The organism is Streptomyces sp. DT2A-34, assembly GCF_030499515.1.
Classification (GTDB): Bacteria; Actinomycetota; Actinomycetes; order Streptomycetales; family Streptomycetaceae; genus Streptomyces.
In genome coordinates this window covers 9,144,995-9,163,140 of sequence record NZ_JASTWJ010000001.1, presented here as the reverse complement: position 1 = coordinate 9,163,140, position 18,146 = coordinate 9,144,995, and the positions used below count along the sequence as shown (strand labels likewise).

The 18,146-nt window shown below is 71.1% G+C and carries 18 protein-coding genes and 1 pseudogene; 11 read left to right on the top strand and 8 right to left on the bottom strand.

The features are described from left to right. The first annotated feature begins 31 nt into the window (after window positions 1-31). Entirely contained in the window at window positions 32-391 is a 360-nt protein-coding gene (locus tag QQM39_RS40870) for a DUF779 domain-containing protein (RefSeq protein ID WP_302002631.1), read from the top strand. Between the two features lie 75 nt (window positions 392-466). After that, window positions 467-1,705, top strand: coding sequence for a phosphodiester glycosidase family protein (locus QQM39_RS40865; protein ID WP_302002630.1), 1,239 nt, complete (start codon window positions 467-469; stop codon window positions 1,703-1,705). A 30-nt stretch (window positions 1,706-1,735) separates the two neighbouring features. On the opposite strand, the gene QQM39_RS40860 is transcribed toward QQM39_RS40865, so the two are convergent. The 6 genes from QQM39_RS40860 to QQM39_RS40835 form a co-directional block, all read right to left on the bottom strand. Continuing rightward, window positions 1,736-1,930, bottom strand: a complete 195-nt coding sequence (locus QQM39_RS40860) for a hypothetical protein (protein ID WP_302002629.1) — start codon at window positions 1,928-1,930, stop codon at window positions 1,736-1,738. A 163-nt stretch (window positions 1,931-2,093) separates the two neighbouring features. Continuing rightward, a complete protein-coding gene (locus QQM39_RS40855; protein ID WP_302002628.1) occupies window positions 2,094-2,957 on the bottom strand; it encodes a phosphatidylinositol-specific phospholipase C/glycerophosphodiester phosphodiesterase family protein in 864 nt (287 codons plus the stop codon). Between the two features lie 204 nt (window positions 2,958-3,161). Next, entirely contained in the window at window positions 3,162-4,247 is a 1,086-nt protein-coding gene (locus QQM39_RS40850) for an acyl-CoA dehydrogenase family protein (RefSeq protein ID WP_302002627.1), read from the bottom strand. Next, complete coding sequence (locus QQM39_RS40845; RefSeq protein WP_302002626.1) at window positions 4,244-5,425, bottom strand: acyl-CoA dehydrogenase family protein; 1,182 nt, start codon at window positions 5,423-5,425, stop codon at window positions 4,244-4,246. The genes QQM39_RS40850 and QQM39_RS40845 overlap by 4 nt, the downstream gene beginning before the upstream one ends. Next, window positions 5,422-6,399, bottom strand: a complete 978-nt coding sequence (locus QQM39_RS40840; RefSeq protein WP_302002625.1) for an NADPH:quinone oxidoreductase family protein — start codon at window positions 6,397-6,399, stop codon at window positions 5,422-5,424. The genes QQM39_RS40845 and QQM39_RS40840 overlap by 4 nt, the downstream gene beginning before the upstream one ends. Before the next feature lie 137 nt (window positions 6,400-6,536). Then, window positions 6,537-7,109, bottom strand: a complete 573-nt coding sequence (locus QQM39_RS40835; RefSeq protein WP_302002624.1) for a helix-turn-helix domain-containing protein — start codon at window positions 7,107-7,109, stop codon at window positions 6,537-6,539. A gap of 77 nt (window positions 7,110-7,186) precedes the next feature. Here QQM39_RS40835 and QQM39_RS40830 point away from each other — a divergent pair, with 77 nt between their 5' ends. From QQM39_RS40830 to QQM39_RS40810, 5 genes are all read left to right on the top strand, one after another. After that, entirely contained in the window at window positions 7,187-8,134 is a 948-nt protein-coding gene (locus QQM39_RS40830; RefSeq protein WP_302002623.1) for an NAD(P)/FAD-dependent oxidoreductase, read from the top strand. A 150-nt stretch (window positions 8,135-8,284) separates the two neighbouring features. Continuing rightward, on the top strand, window positions 8,285-9,823 hold the full coding sequence (locus QQM39_RS40825) for an ATP-dependent DNA ligase (RefSeq protein ID WP_302002622.1): 1,539 nt from the start codon (window positions 8,285-8,287) through the stop codon (window positions 9,821-9,823). A 16-nt stretch (window positions 9,824-9,839) separates the two neighbouring features. Then, complete coding sequence (locus QQM39_RS40820) at window positions 9,840-10,313, top strand: NUDIX domain-containing protein (protein WP_302002621.1); 474 nt, start codon at window positions 9,840-9,842, stop codon at window positions 10,311-10,313. A 76-nt stretch (window positions 10,314-10,389) separates the two neighbouring features. Beyond that, the gene (locus QQM39_RS40815) at window positions 10,390-11,784 is read left to right on the top strand and encodes an NADP-dependent succinic semialdehyde dehydrogenase (protein WP_302002620.1); all 1,395 of its coding nucleotides are present in this window, start codon (window positions 10,390-10,392) and stop codon (window positions 11,782-11,784) included. Between the two features lie 25 nt (window positions 11,785-11,809). Next, entirely contained in the window at window positions 11,810-12,046 is a 237-nt protein-coding gene (locus tag QQM39_RS40810) for a DUF6213 family protein (protein ID WP_062697809.1), read from the top strand. Between the two features lie 106 nt (window positions 12,047-12,152). On the opposite strand, the gene QQM39_RS40805 is transcribed toward QQM39_RS40810, so the two are convergent. Beyond that, complete coding sequence (locus tag QQM39_RS40805; RefSeq protein WP_302002619.1) at window positions 12,153-13,379, bottom strand: acyl-CoA dehydrogenase family protein; 1,227 nt, start codon at window positions 13,377-13,379, stop codon at window positions 12,153-12,155. A 173-nt stretch (window positions 13,380-13,552) separates the two neighbouring features. Here QQM39_RS40805 and QQM39_RS40800 point away from each other — a divergent pair, with 173 nt between their 5' ends. Beyond that, window positions 13,553-14,197 carry a TetR family transcriptional regulator gene (locus tag QQM39_RS40800; RefSeq protein WP_302002618.1) on the top strand — a complete coding sequence of 215 codons (645 nt, stop codon included), beginning with the start codon at window positions 13,553-13,555 and terminating at the stop codon, window positions 14,195-14,197. 61 nt (window positions 14,198-14,258) lie between these two features. Here QQM39_RS40800 and def read toward each other — a convergent pair whose 3' ends face one another. Continuing rightward, complete coding sequence (gene def, locus QQM39_RS40795; protein ID WP_302002617.1) at window positions 14,259-14,798, bottom strand: peptide deformylase; 540 nt, start codon at window positions 14,796-14,798, stop codon at window positions 14,259-14,261. Window positions 14,799-14,910: 112 nt separating this feature from the next. On the opposite strand from def, the pseudogene QQM39_RS40790 reads away from it, so the two are divergent. The 3 genes and pseudogenes from QQM39_RS40790 to QQM39_RS40780 all read left to right on the top strand — a co-directional run bounded on the left by QQM39_RS40790 (window position 14,911) and on the right by QQM39_RS40780 (window position 18,106). After that, a pseudogene (locus QQM39_RS40790) lies at window positions 14,911-16,150 on the top strand (MurT ligase domain-containing protein). Window positions 16,151-16,173: 23 nt separating this feature from the next. After that, window positions 16,174-16,902, top strand: coding sequence for a type 1 glutamine amidotransferase (locus tag QQM39_RS40785; protein ID WP_302002616.1), 729 nt, complete (start codon window positions 16,174-16,176; stop codon window positions 16,900-16,902). A 178-nt stretch (window positions 16,903-17,080) separates the two neighbouring features. Beyond that, window positions 17,081-18,106, top strand: a complete 1,026-nt coding sequence (locus tag QQM39_RS40780; RefSeq protein ID WP_302002615.1) for a 6-phosphofructokinase — start codon at window positions 17,081-17,083, stop codon at window positions 18,104-18,106. Window positions 18,107-18,146 lie beyond the last annotated feature (40 nt).

Below are 18,146 nucleotides of genomic sequence, written 5' to 3'. Positions count from 1 at the left end.
TCGCAACGTTCCCCGTGCTGCCCTTGCTCCCATGTATGAGGAGACCCCGCGCGTCGAACTCACTCCCGCCGCCGCCGACCTGCTGCGCCGTCTGCGCGCGACGCACGGCCCGCTGATGTTCCACCAGTCCGGCGGCTGCTGCGACGGCAGCGCGCCGATGTGCTATCCGGCGGGCGAGTTCCGCACGGGCGACTCGGACGTGCTGCTCGCGGAGCTGGACGTCGAGGGGGTGGCGGAGCCGGTGACGTTCTGGATGGCGCGCAGCCAGTACGAGGTGTGGAGCCACACCCGGCTGATCGTCGACGTCGTCGAGGGCCGGGGCAGCGGCTTCTCGCTGGAGGCACCCGAGGGGGTGCGTTTCCTCACCCGTTCGCGGGTCGTCGGCGCCTAGCAACCCTGCAGGTCATCGCCGTCTGGTGCACTTCCCCTGAGCCCTGGGACATTTGACGAGACATCAGGGAAAATCATGACGCGTCGTCAGAAACGGTTCGGAACAGGCAGAGCGGCGCTCACGCTGCTCACGGCACTCAGCGCGCTGGCCGGTGCGGCCCTGGCGGGGGCGGCCCCGGCCGACGCCGCGCAGCCGGGCACCCCGATCGCGCCGGGTGTCGTGTACGACGAGTTCGACATCGCGGCGGCGAAGGGCACCACGCACGCCCATCTGCTCACCGTCGACCTGGGCGACCCGCACGTACGTCTCGATCTGCTGCACCCCGGGGCGGTGGCGGCGCGGGCGACCGTCTCGCAGCAGGCGACCGCGCAGGGGGCCGTCGCGGGCGTGAACGGTGACTTCTTCAACATCAGCGAGGCCCAGCATCCGGGCGTGCAGGCGACGGGCGCGAGCGTGGGCCCGGCGATCGCGCGCGGCCGGGCCCTGAAGGCGGCGGTGCCGGACGGTCAGCGTTTCGGTCCGGCACTGCCGCCCGGCACGAACACCGAGGACGTGCTCGGCGTGGGCGTCGACCGCAGGGCCCGGCTGGACGGCCTGCGCCTCGTCGGCTCGATCCGCACACCCGAGGGCCGGCTGCCGCTGCGCGGGCTCAACCAGTACGCGCTGCCGGTGGGCTCCATCGGGGCGTTCACCGCCGCGTGGGGCAGCGCCTCCCGGGTGCGTGCCACTTGCGGCACGGACACCGACCGGGCGGCTCCGTGCAGCACCGACACCTACGAGGTGACGGTCCGTCGCGGCCGGGTCGTGTCGATGGCCGACACCCCCGGGAGCGGGCCGATCGCACCGGACACGACCGTCCTCGTGGGCCGGGAGGAGGGCGCGCAGCAGCTGCGGAAGTTCTTCGCGGGCGAGCCGGTGAAGGTACGGCACCAACTGGTGGCGGCGGCGTCACGGGTTCCGTACCGCTTCGCCCTCGGCGGCTACCCCGTGCTCGACGACGGTCAGCCGCTGCCCGGCCTCGACGACAGGGCCTCGGCCGTGCGCACCGCCGTAGGCATCGCGAACGGCGGCCGACGCCTGCTGCTGCTCGCGCTGGACGGCGCGCGGGAGTACCGCACCGGACTGACCATCGCCGAAGTCGCATCCGTGATGCGCGAGTTGGGCTCGGTCGACGCGTTCAGCCTGGACGGCGGCGGTTCGTCGACGCTGGTCGCCCGCGAGCCGGGAGCGGCGAACGTCTCCGTACGCAACCACCCGTCCGACGGCGTGGAACGCCCCGTCCCCAACGGCATCGGGGTCTTCTCGACTCCCTGAGGCCACTCCCTGACGGTCACGGTCTGACGGTCACGGTCTGAGGCTGCTGACGATGTCCGCCGTGGCCGTCAGACCGCTGCTGATGGTGGGCGCCATGCTCGTGCTGGCCAGGTAGAAGCCGAGCAGCAGACACACCAGCGCATGGGTCATCTTCAGCCCGCCGCTGCGCACGAAGATCACCGCCAGGATGAACAGCAACAGCACCACAGAGATGGAAATGGCCATCGTCAACCTCCTCCGCCACGCCGCCTTGCCCGGTTCACGGCGTTCGGCCGCAAGTGTGGCGTAGCGGAGGGTTCGTCCGGGCGGCTGAGCTGTACTCCGAACGTGTGGTGTCCCGCGCGGCGTTCCCGGCGTCGCGGGGCAGGCGGGAAGTGTCAGACAGGCCCTATGCCGTCCGGTGGGCGCCGAGGAAGGCCTCCAGACCGGCGAGGTCGTCGGTGTTGAGGAAGTCGACGTCGGCGGCGAGCAGCTCGCCCCACAGGGCGTCCCGGGCGGGACCGGCCACGTCCGGGGTGGCCCAGAAGCGCACCTTCTGCCCCCGGGAGTGCGCCGCCCGGACGATGTCGCGCAGCTTGCGCCGCTCGGCGTCCGGGAAGGCGCCCACGCCGAGCCAGGTGAAGTTGAGCGTCCAGTTGTCGGAGATCAACGGGATGAAGGAGGCGGGCGCGGAGCTGCCGAGGTCGGCGAGACGGCCGTCGTAGAAGGCCCGGCGGACGGTCTGGGCCTCCATCGGCGCCCGGGCGGCACGGTCACCGGAGATCACGGCGGTGACCGCGCCGGGGAACACGCGGCCGTGGGCGTACGTCGTGCACAGGTGCTTGTAGCACCGCAGGTGGCGGTCGAGTTCGAGGTACGTCGACGAGCCCTCGGTCTTGATGTCGATGAGCAGTTGGATCGGCTTGCGGTGACCCCGGTAGACGGAGCCGTGGTTGGCCCTTACCCGGGCGGCGAGCGGGTCGAGGTACAGGGACTCCAGCGTGCGGGCGGGGTCGAGGTCCTCGGGGTCGTGGGCGACGAGGAGTTGGTCGCCGACCAGGTAGATGTCGGCTTCGAGGCTGCCGAAGCGGTGGTCGAGGGCGTCGAGGAGGGGGCGCGGGTGCTCGTAGTCGTTGTGGGCGTGCGCCCGCCACAAGGGGCGCGGGCCGTGCTTCTGTTCACCCGCCGACGCACGGGTGGCGGGCAGGGCGACCGTGCCGGCGAGGGCGGCGCCGAGGGTGGTGAGGGCTCTGCGGCGGGTGGTGAGGGCCATGCTCTGCCTCCCTGACAGGGGCGATCGGGGCGTAGGGAACCGCTGCGAGTATGCGATTCCGAAGGCCACAAACAGCAGAGGCGGGCAGGGAGTTGGCCGGACTGCCGCCCCGCGTTCACTTCGTCCGTCAGGGCGTGTGCAAGGCACACGAAAAAGCCCGCCCCAGGTGGGGCGGGCTTTCCGCGTGGTTCGCTCAGGCGTACGTCAGGGAGCCTGGAGGCCGACGAGTTCGGCCAGCGCGGCACGGTGGGCGCCCGCGGTGCCGTAGGCGATCGAGTCGGCCTTGGCCCGCTTCAGATACAGATGGACCGGGTGCTCCCAGGTCATCCCGATACCACCGTGCAGTTGCAGCGCCTCCTCGGCGGCGTGCACGGCGACGGGCGCCGCGTACGCCTGGGCGACGGCCACCGCCACGTCGACGTCGTCGCCCGTCGCGAGCGCGTCGGCGGCACCCCGGGCGGCCGCGCGCAGGTTGACGACCTCCAGCCACAGCTGGGCGAGCCGGTGCTTGAGGGCCTGGAAGCCGCCGACGGGACGGTTGAACTGCTTGCGGTCCTTGAGGTAGCGAACCGTCTCGGTCAACGTCCAGTCGGCGAGCCCGAGTTGCTCGGAGGCGAGCAGCCCGGCCCCGGCACGCAACGCTCGCCGTACGGCGGGTTCGGCGTCCCCGAGCAGGCGGCCGGCCGCACCCTCCAGAACCACGGTCGCCACCGGCCGGGTCAGGTCCAGGGACGCCTGCGGGGTGACGGTCACGGCGTCGGCGTCCACCGCGTACAGCCCACCGTCGTCCGCGGGCACGAGCAGCACATCGGCGACGGCCGCGTCCGCGATGCCGGTCAACTCCCCGTGCAGGGCACCGTCTTCATGCCGTACGACCTTGTAGGCACCGCCGGGGGCGACGTTCAGGGCGACGGCGAGGGCCCCGATCCGCCGACCGGACGCCAGCTCGCCGAGCAGGCCCCCTTCGCCCTCGCAGGCAAGCAGAGCCTCGGTCGCGACAACGGCACTCGTCAGGTATGGCACCGGAGCGACGGCGCGCCCCAACTCCTCCAGCACGACGGCGACTTCGCGGTGCGTGGCACCCTGGCCTCCCTTCTCCTCCGGGACCAGGAGCCCCGCCAGGCCCATGCCGTCGGCGAGCGCCTTCCAGGCCGCCAGGTCGTGCGGGGCGTCCGACTCGGTGCGCGCGATGACGCCGGGCGCGTCGCAGTGGTCGGCGAGCAGGTCCCGTACGGCGGCCCGCAGCGCCTCTTCCTCCTCCGAGTACAGCAGGTCGGGCTGTGTGCTCATCGGGACAGGTCCTTCCACGCGACGTCCTTGTCGGTGCGCGGCTCGGACGGCAGGCCCAGAACGCGCTCGGCGACGATGTTCAGCAGGACCTCGGTGGTCCCGCCCTCGATACTGTTGCCCTTGGAGCGGAGGTAGCGGTAGCCGGCGTCGCGGCCGACGAAGTCCACCAGCTCGGGTCGGCGCATGGTCCAGTCGTCGTACAACAGGCCCTCCTCGCCGCGCAGTTCGACCTCCAGGCCGCTGATCTCCTGGTTGAGGCGGGCGAAGGCGAGCTTCATGCCGGCGCCCTCGGGGCCCGGCTGGCCCGCGACGAGCTGCTGGCGGAGGCGTTCGGCGGTGAGGCGGGCGACCTCGGCCTCGACCCAGAGCTTGAGCAGCCGCTGGTGGAGGTCGTGGGTGCGCAGTTCGGGGCGTTCGCGCCAGGTCTTCGAGGCCGGGCCGATCATGCCGCCCTCGCGGGGCAGGCGCATGCCGCCGATGGCGACGCGCTCGTTGTTCAGCGTGGTCTGCGCGACCCGCCAGCCGTCGCCGACCTCACCGAGGCGGCGCGAGTCCGGGATGCGGACATCGGTCAGGAACACCTCGTTGAACTCGGCCTCGCCGGTGATCTGACGCAGCGGCCGGACCTCGACGCCGGGGTCGGTCATGTCGCAGAGGAAGTAGGTGATGCCCGCGTGCTTGGGCACGTCCGGGTCGGTGCGGGCGATGAGGATGGCCCAGCGGGAGTTGTGCGCGCCGGACGTCCACACCTTCTGCCCGTTGACGACCCACTCGTCGCCCTCACGGACGGCCCGCGTTCCCAGCGCGGCGAGGTCGGAGCCGGCGCCGGGCTCGCTGAACAGCTGGCACCAGACCTCCTCCCCCACCCACAGCGGCCGCAGATAGCGCTGCTTCTGCTCCTCGGTGCCGTACTTGAGGATCGTCGGGGCGGCCATGCCGAGCCCGATGCCATTGCGGCGCGAGTCGTTGTCGGGGGCTCCGGCAGCCTCCAACTCGGCGTCCACGACGGCCTGGAGGGAGCGCGGGACACCCAGTCCGCCGAGGCCCTCCGGGTAGTGCACCCACGCCAGACCCGCGTCGAAGCGGGCGTGAAGGAATTCCAGGCGGTCGGTCGTGGCCGGCGGGTGGGCGGCCAGCAACTGGGCCGTACGGCGGCGCAGTTCGGCGGCGTCGATCATGCCGCTCCTCCTTGGGTGAGTCCCAGGATCACAGCGACGCGCCCGGTGGTGACGCCGTCGGCGACCCGCTGCACGGCGGCCGCGGCCCCGCCCAGCGGTACGCGCTCGCTCACCAGGGGCTTGATGGCGCCGCGGGCGGCCAGCTCGGTGAGCTGCTCGTGGCAGTGCTGGATCAGCTTGGGGTTCTTGGTGTTGTACAGACCCCAGTGCAGGCCGAGGATCGAATAGTTCTTCACCAGGGCGTGGTTCAGCCCCGGGCTGGGGATGGTCCCGCTCGCGAAGCCGACGACCACGATCCGTCCCTCGAAGGCGACGACCTTGGTGGACTGGGCGTAGGCCTCACCGCCGACGGGGTCGTAGACGACATCGGCGCCACGACCGCCGGTGGCCTGCTTCACGGCGGCGATGACGTCCTCGCCGCGCCGGTCGATGACGACGTCACAGCCCAGCTCCCGTGCCACGGCCGCCTTCTCGGCGCCGCCGACGACACCGATGACGGTGGCGCCGGCGGCCTTGCCGAGCTGCACGGCCGCGCTGCCGACCCCTCCTGCGGCAGCGTGGACGAGCAGCGTCTCGCCGGCTTCCAGCCCGGCCCGGCGGTGCAGGCCGAACCAGCCGGTCTGGTAGCCGATGTGCAGGGCGGCGGCCTCGGCGTCGTCCAGCGCCTCGGGCGCGGGCAGGACGGCGGCGGCGTCCGCGACGGCGTACTCGGCGAAACCGCCGTACGGCAGCGCGGGGTTGGCGAGGACGCGGCGCCCGTCCTCGGTCTCGCCGCAGATCTCCACGCCCGGCGTGAACGGCAGCGGCGGCCGGACCTGGTACTGGCCCCGGCACAGCAGGGCGTCCGGGAAGTTGATGTTCGCGGCACGCACCTTCAGCAGGACCTGGCCGCCACCGGGCGTGGGCGTCTCGACGTCCTCGAGGCGCATCACCTCGCTCGGCTCGCCGTTCTCGTGCACTTGCCATGCCTGCATGCGGGGCCTCCACGGGGGACTGCTTCGTCTGACCGGGGTCGGTTCGCATACTAAGCGGTCGCTTGCCGATCAGGGAACAGCCGGCCGCGGAACAGTAGCGGGCATCACGACCGCGACGGGCTCACGAACGCCGTGGCTCACGAGCGCCGGGGCTTCGCCCGTACATGCATCCGCTCCCCCTGCGGCCCGAACAGACTCAGGAACTCCGCCGGCCCCTCCCCCGTCGACCCGAACCAGTGCGGCACCCGCGTGTCGAACTCCGCCGCCTCTCCCGCCGTGAGCACCACGTCGTGCTCGCCCAGCACGACCCGCAGCCGCCCGGACAGCACGTACAACCACTCGTAGCCCTCATGGGTACGGGGCTCGGGCTCTTCCCTGCGCTCCGGTACCAGCACCTTGAAGGCCTGGAGGCCGCCGGGCTGCCGGGTGAGCGGCCAGTAGGTGCGCCCGTGCCGCTCCAGGGGCTTGGCCCGCACCCGCGGGTCCCCCACCGGCGGCGTCCCGACCAGCTCGTCCAGCGGCACCTGGTGGGCCTGCGCGATCGGCAGCAGCAGTTCCAGGCTGGGCTTGCGCAGGCCGGACTCCAGCCGGGACAGGGTGCTCACGGAGATCCCGGTCGTCTCGGACAGCGCCGCGAGGGTCACCTCCCGATCCTTGCGCAGCCTCCTGAGCCGCGGCCCCACTTCGGCGAGAACGTCGTCGGTGCTCATGACCTTATTGCAGAATCGGCAAAGACGTTTGTCAATCCCGCGCCTCCGGAGCGACCGTCGTCGTGGAGGTGGTCACCATGACCGAGAGGCACACCGGGAAGCACACCGAGCAGTACGAAGTCGTAGTCGTCGGAGGCGGCGCGGCCGGCCTGTCCGCCGCGCTCGTCCTGGGCCGCGCCCGGCGCCGCACCCTGGTCGTCGACGCCGGCGAGCCACGCAACGCGCCCGCCGCCCATATGCAGGGCTATCTGTCCCGGGACGGCATACCGCCCGCCGAGTTCCTGGCCGTCGGGCGCGAGGAGATCGCGCGGTACGGCGTCGAGCTGGTCCGGGACCGGGTGGTGCACGTCCAGCGCGGCGAGGGCTTCGCCGTCGCGCTGGCCGGCGGCCGGCACGTGCACGCCCGACGGCTCGTCATCGCCACCGGCATCGAGGACGAGCTGCCGGACGTCCCCGGCGTCGCCGAGCGCTTCGGCAAGGATGTGCTCCACTGCCCGTACTGCCACGGCTGGGAGGTCCGCGACCAGGCCTTCGGCGTGCTGGCGAGCACGCCGATGAGCGTGCACCAGGCGCTCATGGTGTCGCAGTGGTCGAAGGACGTGACGTTCTTCCCGCATGAGGTCGCCGACGAGGAGTTCTCGGACGACGACCTGCGCAGACTGGCCGCGGCCGGAGTCAAGGTGGTGCCGGGCGAGGTCACCGGGCTGGTCGTCGAGGGCGACCGGCTCACCGGGGTGCGGCTGGCGGACGGTGCGACGCACGCGCGTGAGGTGCTGTTCGTCGCACCGCGCGCGGTACCGCAGACCGGGCTGTTGGAAAAGCTCGGCGCCGAGCTCCAGGAGACCCCCTTCGGCGCCTACCCGGTGGTCGACCCGACCGGGCTCACCTCCGTGCCGGGCGTCTGGGCGGTCGGCAACGCGATGGGCTTCTCGGAGCAGGTCATCAACGCGGCGGCGGGCGGCTACCGAGCGGGGGCCTACATCAACGGGGAGCTGCTTTTTGCCGACCTCGACGCAACGCCCTGAGGGGCGCGGGGCTGTGTCGATATGCGGCTCCGCCGCGTGGGCGCGACCAGCCACGACGGGCCGGCAGACGATCGACGGCCAATCTCGGCGCTACCCGCGGAGCGGTTCGTCGGCGTGTAATCCAGCGGAGCGCGTCGCACCATGGGCTGCATGCTGCTGACCCGTCTAGCCCAGGTGTCCCAGGACGTCGCCGCGACCTCGGCGCGGTCCCGGAAGATCGCTCTGCTGGCGGAGCTCTTCCGGGACGCCGAGGCGGACGACGTGCCGATCGTCATCCCGTATCTGGCGGGACGGCTGCCGCAGGGGCGGCTCGGCATCGGCTGGAAGGTGCTGAGCCGCCCCGCCGCCCCGGCCGCCGAGCCCACTCTCACCGTGCGCGAGGTGGACGCGCGGCTGACCGAGCTCGGCAAGGTCTCCGGCACCGGATCGCAGGCCGAACGGGCCCGGCTGGTAGGTGAGTTGATGGGTACGGCCACGGAGGACGAGCAGCGTTTCCTGCTCGGGCTGATCACCGGCGAGGTGCGGCAGGGAGCCCTGGACGCCGTGGCGGTGGAGGGCCTGGCCCAGGCGACCGACGCACCGTCGGCGGATGTCCGGCGGGCGGTGATGCTCGCCGGGTCGCTCCAGACGGTGGCGCAGGCCCTGCTCTCCGAGGGCCCCGCCGCCCTCGCCCGCTTCCGGCTCACCGTCGGCCGCCCGGTCCTGCCGATGCTGGCGCACACCGCCTCCGCGGTGGCCGAGGCGGTCGACAAGCTCGGCGCCTGCGCGGTCGAGGAGAAGCTGGACGGCATCCGTGTGCAGGTCCACCGCGACGGCGACACGGTACGGATCTACACCCGCACCCTCGACGACATCACCGACCGCCTCCCCGAACTCACAGCCACCGCCCTGGAGTTGAGAGGCGAGCGCTTCATCCTGGACGGCGAGGTCATCGCCTTCGACGACGCGGGCCGCCCCCGCTCCTTCCAGGAGACCGCCGGCCGCGTCGGCTCCCGTGTGGACGTGGCGACGGCGGCGAAGGAGGTCCCCGTCTCCCCCGTCTTCTTCGACGCCCTGTCCGTCGATGAGCACGACCTGCTCGACCTGCCGTTCACCGAGCGGCACACGGAACTGGCCCGGCTGGTCCCGGAGCCGATGCGGGTGCGCCGCACGCTGGTGTCCGGCCCCGAGGACCTCGCGCAGGCCGAGGACTTCCTCGCCGAGACCCTGAGCCGCGGCCACGAGGGCGTGGTCGTCAAGGCCCTGAACGCCCCGTACAGCGCGGGCCGACGCGGCGCCTCCTGGCTGAAGGTCAAGCCCGTCCACACCCTCGACCTGGTGGTGCTGGCCGCCGAATGGGGCCACGGCCGCAGAACCGGCAAGCTCTCCAACCTCCACCTGGGGGCCCGCACGGCGGACGGAGGTTTCGCCATGCTCGGCAAGACCTTCAAGGGCATGACCGACGCGATGCTGACCTGGCAGACCGAGCGGCTCCAGGAGCTGGCGGTCGAGCACAAGGGATGGGGCGTGACCGTACGCCCGGAACTCGTCGTCGAGATCGCCTACGACGGCCTGCAGCGCTCCACCCGCTACCCGGCCGGCGTCACCCTCCGCTTCGCACGCGTGGTCCGCTACCGCGAGGACAAGCGGCCGGAGGAGGCCGACACGGTCGAGACCCTGCTCGCCGCCCATCCCGAGGCGAAGCCGTGACCGCGGGGGTGAAGCCGTGACCTCGTCCCGCGGGAAGCACAGCGCCGGCCTGCTCCTCTTCCGCCACACCGACAACGGCCTGGAGGTGTTGCTCGGCCATATGGGCGGCCCGTTCTTCGCCAAGCGCGACGCCGGGGCGTGGACGGTACCGAAGGGCGAGTACGACCCCGACGAGCCCGCCTGGGAGGCGGCCCGCCGCGAGTTCCAGGAGGAGCTGGGGCTGGCGCCGCCCGACGGGGAGGCCGTACCGCTCGGCGAGGTCAGACAGACAGGCGGCAAGATCGTCACGGTGTGGGCGGTGGAGGCCGACCTCGACCCGGCGACGGTCGTCCCCGGCACCTTCGTGATGGAGTGGCCGCCGCGCTCGGGACAGACACGGGAGTTCCCGGAGCTGGACCGGGTGGAGTGGCTGGGCGTCGACCGGGCGCGCGAGGTGATCGTCAAGGCCCAGGCCACGTTTCTCGACCGGCTGGCGGAGCACTCGGCCTGAGCGGCCGTACACGCGTTGCGGTACCCCCCGCCGCGCGCGAAGGTCGAAGCATCAGCCCGCTCCCAGGAGGTCGGTCATGCCCATCGCAACGGTGAACCCGGCGAACGGCGAGACGCTCAAGACGTACGAGGCCATGAGTGCCGAGGAGATCGAGCGCAGGCTCCAGCTCGCCGAGGCCACGTTCCGCACGTACCGGATGACGAGCTTCGTCGACCGCGGGCGTCTGCTGGTCCAGGCCGCGAACCTCCTGGAAGGCGACCAGCAGGACATCGCCCGGGTGATGACCACCGAGATGGGCAAGCCCATCAAGCAGGCGCGCGCGGAGGTCGCCAAGTGCGCCAAGGCGATGCGCTGGTACGCCGACCACGCCGAGGACCTGCTCGCCGACGAGGAGCCGGCCGAGTCCGACGTCAAGGACTCGGGCGCCTCCCGGGTGCGGGTGCGCTATCGCCCGCTGGGCCCGGTGCTCGCGGTGATGCCGTGGAACTTCCCCCTCTGGCAGGTGATCCGCTTCGCCGCCCCGGCGCTGATGGCGGGCAACGTCGGCCTCCTCAAGCACGCCTCGAACGTCCCCCAGACCGCCCTCTACCTGGAGGACCTGTTCCACCGGGCGGGCTACACGGAGGGCTGCTTCCAGACCCTGCTCATCGGCTCCGGACAGGTCGACGACGTCCTGCGCGACGACCGCGTCAAGGCGGCCACACTGACCGGCAGCGAGCCGGCCGGCCGCGCGGTCGCCGCCACCGCCGGGGAGATGGTCAAGAAGACGGTGCTGGAACTGGGCGGCAGCGACCCGTACGTCGTCATGCCGTCGGCCGACCTCGACCGGGCCGCGCAGACCGCGGTGACCGCGCGCGTGCAGAACACCGGGCAGTCGTGCATCGCCGCCAAGCGGTTCATCGTGCACAGGGACGTCTACGACGCCTTCGCCGAACGGTTCGTCGAGGGCATGAAGGCGCTGGTGGTCGGCGACCCGATGCGGGAGGAGACGGAGGTCGGCCCGCTGTCGACCGAGAAGGGGCGAGCCGATCTGGCGGAACTCGTCGACGACGCCCGGCGCAGTGGAGCGGCCGTGCTGTGCGGCGGTCACCAGCTCCGCCGGCCCGAACTACCGGGCTGGTACTACGCGCCCACCGTCCTCGCCGGCATCACCCGTGAGATGCGGATCCACCGGGAGGAGGCGTTCGGTCCGGTCGCCACGCTGTACCGGGCGGGCGACCTCGACGAGGCGGTGCTGATCGCCAACGACTCGCCCTTCGGGCTGAGTTCGAACGTGTGGACGCGCGACGAGGCCGAGGTCGACCGGTTCGTACGCGATCTGGAGGCCGGGAGCGTGTACGTCAACGGGATGACGGCGTCCCATCCGGCGTTCCCGTTCGGCGGCGTGAAGCGGTCCGGGTACGGGCGTGAGCTGTCCGGGCACGGAATCCGGGAGTTCTGCAACATCACTACCGTTTGGCACGGTGCGTGAACGCTGCGGAGCTACGATCCCGGGTGTGAACCGCGAAGTTACTCTGCCGCTGATCGTTGACGCCCACGGGACCTTGCAGGTGGCTGCCGCCGATGTGAGCAAGCTGCTGCGGACCGTGGGTGGTCGGTGGCTGCACCTTGTCGAGGCCGGGGAGGACGGGCTCGACGAGGACACGGTGGCTGCGCTGACCATCGAGCTGGCGAAGCTCGCGGACCGCATTGACGTGGCGTGCATCGCGCACAGCAGCGGGACTACGCCATAGGGTTTCGGTGCCTTGCCGGCTGCGGACAACCCTTTAGGTGTGCGGGGAACTGCGCGACCAGCCACGAACCAGCCGCAGCCCGCATCGCGCAGCGACCCCTACAGCGCTACCGAATCGACATCCCCGACAACGTACGGGCGATCACCAGCCGCTGAATCTCACTCGTACCCTCGAAGATCGTGTAGATCGCGGCATCACGGTGCATCCGCTCCACCGGGTACTCCCGGGTGTAGCCGTTGCCCCCGAGGATCTGTATCGCCTGAGCCGTGACCTTCTTCGCCGTCTCGCTCGCGAACAGCTTCGACATCGACCCCTCGGCCGCCGTGAAGGGCTTCCCGTTGATCGCCATCCAGGACGCACGCCACACCAGCAGCCGCGCCGCGTCGATCTGCGTCCGCATGTCGGCCAGCTGGAAGGCCACACCCTGGTTGTCGATGATCGGCCGCCCGAACTGCTCACGCGTCATCGCATAGTCGAGGGCGACTTCGTACGCGGCACGGGCCGTACCGACGGCCATCGCACCCACCGCCGGCCGCGAGGCCTCGAACGTGGCCATCGCCGCGTTCTTCACCCGCTCACCGCCCGCCTTGGCGCGCTCCCGAGCCCGCGCCAGGCGCTCGTCCAGCTTCTCCTTGCCGCCCAGCAGACAGGAGCCCGGCACCCGCACGTTGTCCAGGATGACCTCGGCGGTGTGCGAGGCGCGGATGCCGTGCTTCTTGAACTTCTGGCCCTGGGCCAGCCCCGGCGTGTTCGGCGGGACGATGAAGGACGCGTGCCCCTTGGAGCCGAGCTCCGGGTCGACGACCGCGACGACCACGTGGACGTTGGCGATGCCGCCGTTGGTCGCCCAGGTCTTCGTGCCGTTGATCACCCACTCGTCCTTGGCCTCGTCGTACACGGCACGTGTCCGCATCGAGGCCACGTCGGAGCCGGCGTCGGGCTCGGAGGAGCAGAACGCGGCGAGCTTGACATCGTTGGCGTCGCCGTACATCTGGGGCACCCAGGTGCCGATCTGCTCCTCGGTGCCGTTGGCCAGGACGCCGACGGCCGCGAGACCGGTGCCGACGATCGACAGGGCGATGCCCGCGTCACCCCAGAAGAGCTCCTCCATCGCCATGGGGATGCCGAGACCGGTGGAGTCGAAGTACTGCTGGGCGTAGAAGTCGAGCGAGTAGATGCCGACCTTCGCGGCCTCCTGGATGACCGGCCAGGGAGTCTCCTCACGCTCGTCCCAGTCGGCGGCCGCGGGGCGGATCACATCGGCGGCGAAGCCGTGCAGCCAGTCCCGGACCTCCTTCTGCTCGTCGTTGAGCTCCATGGTGAACTCGGCCATGTCCCCTCCAGCGGCGTACGTGCGTGCTTGATGCTTGTTACTTGCGGTAACCCTAGTTTGTTACTCATGAGTAGTGAAAGTCAACCCGTGCCGCCCGATCGGCAGCCCGTTCGATGATGGAGGCAGGCTGAGTGTTAGTTTGCGCAGGCGTCACCGATTCAGGGGGAGAGTTCATGGACACCACACAGCGGACCGAACAGCAGCGGTCCGCCGACCGCCGTCGGCGCGAGCTGCTGGAGGCCGCCGACCGGGTGGTGCTGCGCGACGGCCCACAGGCCTCGATGAACGCGATCGCGGCGGAGGCGGGCATTACGAAGCCGATTCTGTATCGGCACTTCGGCGACAAGGGTGGACTTTACGCGGCGTTGGCCAAGCGTCATACGGATGCCCTGCTGGACTCCCTGCGGGCGGCGCTGGACGCCCCTGCCGATCGGCGTGAGCGCGTTGAGGCCACGTTGGACACGTACCTCGCCGCCATTGAGGCGCGGCCTCAGGTGTACCGGTTCCTGATGCATCCGGCGGAGGGCGGCCAGCCGGGCGACCCGGGCTTCGACGTCGGCAAGCACAGTGCGCCGTTGCTCCGCAGGATGGGCGAGGAACTGGCCACCGTCATCGAGGAGCGGTTGGATCTCGGGCCCGGTAGTCAGCAGCTGGCTCGGGTGTGGGGGCATGGGATTGTCGGGATGATGCATGCCGCCGGGGACTGGTGGTTGGGGGAACGCCCTTGCTCGCGTGCGGAGTTGGTGCGCAGCCTGGCCGACCTGTTGTGGGGAAGGCTGGCAGCGGCGGGCGACAAAATGGGTGGCCCCGGGTTCTGAAGCGTCCCGAGGGGCGCGGGGAACTGCGCGACCAGCCACACGCGACCCGCAGCCGCGCGACTCAACGCCCCCACGGCGCTCGCGCGGCCTGCCGCAGCACCCGTCGCTTTCGCCACCCCGTGACGTGATCGACGTAGACCCGGCCCTCCAGATGGTCGCACTCGTGCTGGAGGCAACGCGCGAAGAACCCCGTGCCGTGAATCGTCACCGGCTCCCCCGTCATCGTGAAACCCTCGACCACCGCGTGGTCGTAGCGCTCGGTACCCGCCTCCAGCCCCGGCAGGGACAGGCAGCCCTCCGGACCCCGGATCACCACCCCGTCCGTCTCCACCAAGCGCGGGTTCACCACGTGCCCCAGGTGTCGTACGTCCTCGTCGTCCGGGCAGTCGTACACGAACACCCGCAGCGACTCCCCCACCTGGTTCGCCGCGAGGCCCACGCCCTGCGCCGCGTACATCGTCGCGAACAAGTCCTCCACCAGCGTCCCCAATTCGGGGCCGAAGTCGGTGACCTCCTCGCAGGGTGCGTGCAGCACCGGGTCGCCGAGCAGGGTGAGGGGACGGACGCGCCCGTGCGCGCCCGGAATGGAGGCGTTTCGCATGGCCGCAAGGGTACGGCGATTCGGGAGTGCGAATGGATCTCGATAGGCTGACCACCACCACGTTGCCGTAGGGCTTCAGGCGCGGCGCGTACGCAAGGAGGATCGAGAACTGATGGCAGGCAACTCGGACCCGCTCACGCCGCGGGCCAAGCTCGCCGTGACCGCGGGCAAGGCGGTCGCGGCGGCATCGCGCGCCGCAGGGCGCGGCAGTGGTTCGGTGATCGGCGGCCGGGTGGCGCTCAAGCTCGACCCCGACCTGCTCGCGCGGCTCGCGCAGAACCTGGACGTGGTCCTCGTTTCGGCGACCAACGGCAAGACCACCACGACGCGGCTCATCGCTGAGGCCCTGCGGGCCGCCGGGCCGGTCGTGTCCAACGCGCTCGGCGCCAACATGCCGGCCGGTATCACCTCGGCGCTCGCGGGCAACTCGGAGGCGCGGTACGGCGTCATCGAGGTCGACGAGAAGTACCTCGCCGGCGTCGCCCGGGACACCGACCCCAAGTGCATCGCGCTGCTCAACCTCTCCCGTGACCAGCTGGACCGCGCCGCCGAGAACCCGCATGCTCGCCGAGAACTGGCGCGAGGGGCTCGCGGGTTCGAAGGCCGTGATCATCGCCAACGCCGACGATCCGCTCGTCGTGTGGGCGGCCTCGTCGTCCCCGAATGTGATCTGGGTCGCGGCCGGGCAGATGTGGAAGGACGACGCCTGGTCCTGCCCGTCCTGCGGTGGTGTGATGCGGCGGCCGGGAGACGACTGGTTCTGCGGTGAGTGCGGGTTCCGGCGGCCTACGCCGAGCTGGGCGCTCTCCGGTGATCACGTCCTTGACCCGCACGGCTCCGCCTGGCCCATTCATCTGCAGCTGCCCGGTCGCGCCAACAAGGCCAACGCGGCGTCGTCGGCCGCCGTGGCCGCCGTGTTCGGGGTGCCGCCGCAGGTCGCCCTGGAGCGGATGTACCAGGTGCAGGCCGTCGCCGGGCGCTACGACGTCGTCCAGTTCCAGGAGCGGGATCTGCGGCTGTTGCTCGCCAAGAACCCGGCCGGCTGGCTCGAGACGTTCTCCCTCATCGACCCGCCGCCGACCCCGGTGATCCTCTCGGTGAACGCGCGCGGTGCCGACGGCACCGACACCTCCTGGCTGTGGGACGTCGACTACACGCGGCTGACCGGGCACCCGATCTGTGTCATCGGCGACCGCAAGCTCGACCTCGCGGTGCGCCTGGAGGTCGCGAACCAGCAGTTCCAGGTCTGCGACAACCTCGACCAGGCCGTGCAGATGAGCCCGCACGGCCGGATCGAGGTCATCGCCAACTACACCGCGTTCCAGGACCTGCGCCGCCGCGTCGGCAACTGAGCACGAGACTTCAGGGGACTTAAGTGAGCGACAACCAACTGCGGGTCGTCTGGATCTACCCGGACCTGCTCAGCACCTACGGCGACCAGGGCAACGTGCTCGTCGTGGAGCGCCGGGCGCGGCAGCGCGGCCTCGACGTGGCCCGGCTCGACGTGCGCAGCGACCAGCCGATCCCGACCTCCGGCGACATCTACCTGATCGGCGGCGGCGAGGACCGTCCGCAGCGGCTGGCGGCCGAGCGGCTGCGCCGGGACGGCGGTCTGCAGCGGGCCGTCGAGAACGGCGCCATCGTGTTCTCCGTCTGCGCCGGCTACCAGATCCTCGGGCACGAGTTCATCAACGACCTCGGTCAGCGTGAGCCCGGCCTCGGACTGATCGACGTGGTGTCGGTGCGGGGCGAGGGCGAGCGGTGCGTCGGTGACGTGCTCGCCGACATCGACCCGCGGCTCGGCCTGCCTCCGCTGACCGGCTTCGAGAACCACCAGGGCGTCACCCACCTCGGCCCGACCGCCCGTCCCTTCGCCCAGGTCCGTCTCGGCAAGGGCAACGGAACCGGTGACGGCACGGAGGGGGCGTACAACGACACCGTCTTCGGTACGTACATGCACGGTCCGGTGCTGGCGCGGAACCCGCTGATCGCCGACCTGCTGCTGAAGCTGGCGCTCGATGTGAACGCGCTGCCGCCGACCGACGACCGCTGGTACGAGGCGCTGCGGGGCGAGCGCATCGCGGCCGCGCAGCAGCCTGCGTGACCTGCCGTCCAGCCCGTGGAGAGCAGCCCGTCTGACGGCCCGTCCGCACAGGTGAGCGCGGTCGTCCAGCAGGCGGACGCGTGCTTCGGCCCCGCCCCCTGATGCCGCTAGGGTGGCGGGGATTCGAGCCGGACAGCGTGGTCCGGTCCCGGCCCACGTGGAGAAGGTATTTCGGGCTATGCGCATTGGTGTCCTCACGTCCGGCGGCGACTGCCCCGGCCTGAACGCCGTCATCCGGTCCGTCGTGCACCGCGCCGTCGTCGACCACGGCGACGAGGTCATCGGCTTCCGGGACGGCTGGAAAGGCCTCCTGGAGTGCGACTACCTCAAGCTCGACCTCGACGCGGTGGGTGGCATCCTCGCCCGCGGCGGCACGATCCTCGGTTCCTCCCGGGTCCAGCCCTCCCATCTGCGGGACGGTGTGGAGCGGGCCAAGGGCCATGTCGAGGAGCTCGGCCTCGACGCGATCATCCCGATCGGCGGTGAGGGCACGCTGAAGGCGGCCCGGCTGATGTCGGACAGCGGTCTGCCCGTGGTGGGTGTGCCGAAGACCATCGACAACGACATCGCGGTCACGGACGTCACCTTCGGTTTCGACACGGCCGTCGGTGTGGCCACCGAGGCCCTGGACCGGCTCAAGACCACCGCCGAGTCCCACCAGCGGGTACTGGTCGTCGAGGTCATGGGGCGGCACACCGGCTGGATCGCGCTGCACTCCGGCATGGCGGCCGGCGCGCACGCCATCGTCGTACCGGAACGCCCCTTCGACATCGAGGAGTTGGCGAAGCGGGTCGGCGAGCGGTTCGAGGCGGGTAAGCGCTTCGCGATCGTCGTGGCGGCCGAGGGGGCGAAGCCGCGGCCCGGCTCCATGGACTTCGACGAGGGCGGCAAGGACATCTACGGCCACGAGCGGTTCGCCGGGATCGCGCGCCAGCTGTCGATCGAGTTGGAGCAGCGGCTGGGCAAGGAGGCACGGCCGGTGATCCTGGGGCATGTGCAGCGTGGTGGTACGCCGACCGCGTACGACCGGGTGCTGGCGACTCGGTTCGGGTGGCATGCGGTGGAGGCCGTACACCGGGGCGAGTTCGGTCACATGACCGCGCTGCGGGGGACGGATATCGTGATGGTGCCGCTCGCGGAGGCCGTGGAGACGCTGAAGACGGTTCCCGTGGAGCGGTACGAAGAGGCCGAGTGCGTCCTCTAGATCACGTCGTACGGAACCGAGTCGTACAGAACTGAAGAGC

Coding starts and splice junctions, on each gene's coding strand:
- QQM39_RS40870 (WP_302002631.1), top strand. CDS start 32: ATGTATGAGGAGACCCCGCGCGTCGAACTCACTCCCGCCGCCGCCGAC.
- QQM39_RS40865 (WP_302002630.1), top strand. CDS start 467: ATGACGCGTCGTCAGAAACGGTTCGGAACAGGCAGAGCGGCGCTCACG.
- QQM39_RS40860 (WP_302002629.1), bottom strand. CDS start 1,930: ATGGCCATTTCCATCTCTGTGGTGCTGTTGCTGTTCATCCTGGCGGTG.
- QQM39_RS40855 (WP_302002628.1), bottom strand. CDS start 2,957: ATGGCCCTCACCACCCGCCGCAGAGCCCTCACCACCCTCGGCGCCGCC.
- QQM39_RS40850 (WP_302002627.1), bottom strand. CDS start 4,247: ATGAGCACACAGCCCGACCTGCTGTACTCGGAGGAGGAAGAGGCGCTG.
- QQM39_RS40845 (WP_302002626.1), bottom strand. CDS start 5,425: ATGATCGACGCCGCCGAACTGCGCCGCCGTACGGCCCAGTTGCTGGCC.
- QQM39_RS40840 (WP_302002625.1), bottom strand. CDS start 6,399: ATGCAGGCATGGCAAGTGCACGAGAACGGCGAGCCGAGCGAGGTGATG.
- QQM39_RS40835 (WP_302002624.1), bottom strand. CDS start 7,109: ATGAGCACCGACGACGTTCTCGCCGAAGTGGGGCCGCGGCTCAGGAGG.
- QQM39_RS40830 (WP_302002623.1), top strand. CDS start 7,187: ATGACCGAGAGGCACACCGGGAAGCACACCGAGCAGTACGAAGTCGTA.
- QQM39_RS40825 (WP_302002622.1), top strand. CDS start 8,285: ATGCTGCTGACCCGTCTAGCCCAGGTGTCCCAGGACGTCGCCGCGACC.
- QQM39_RS40815 (WP_302002620.1), top strand. CDS start 10,390: ATGCCCATCGCAACGGTGAACCCGGCGAACGGCGAGACGCTCAAGACG.
- QQM39_RS40805 (WP_302002619.1), bottom strand. CDS start 13,379: ATGGCCGAGTTCACCATGGAGCTCAACGACGAGCAGAAGGAGGTCCGG.
- QQM39_RS40800 (WP_302002618.1), top strand. CDS start 13,553: ATGGACACCACACAGCGGACCGAACAGCAGCGGTCCGCCGACCGCCGT.
- def (WP_302002617.1), bottom strand. CDS start 14,798: ATGCGAAACGCCTCCATTCCGGGCGCGCACGGGCGCGTCCGTCCCCTC.
- QQM39_RS40780 (WP_302002615.1), top strand. CDS start 17,081: ATGCGCATTGGTGTCCTCACGTCCGGCGGCGACTGCCCCGGCCTGAAC.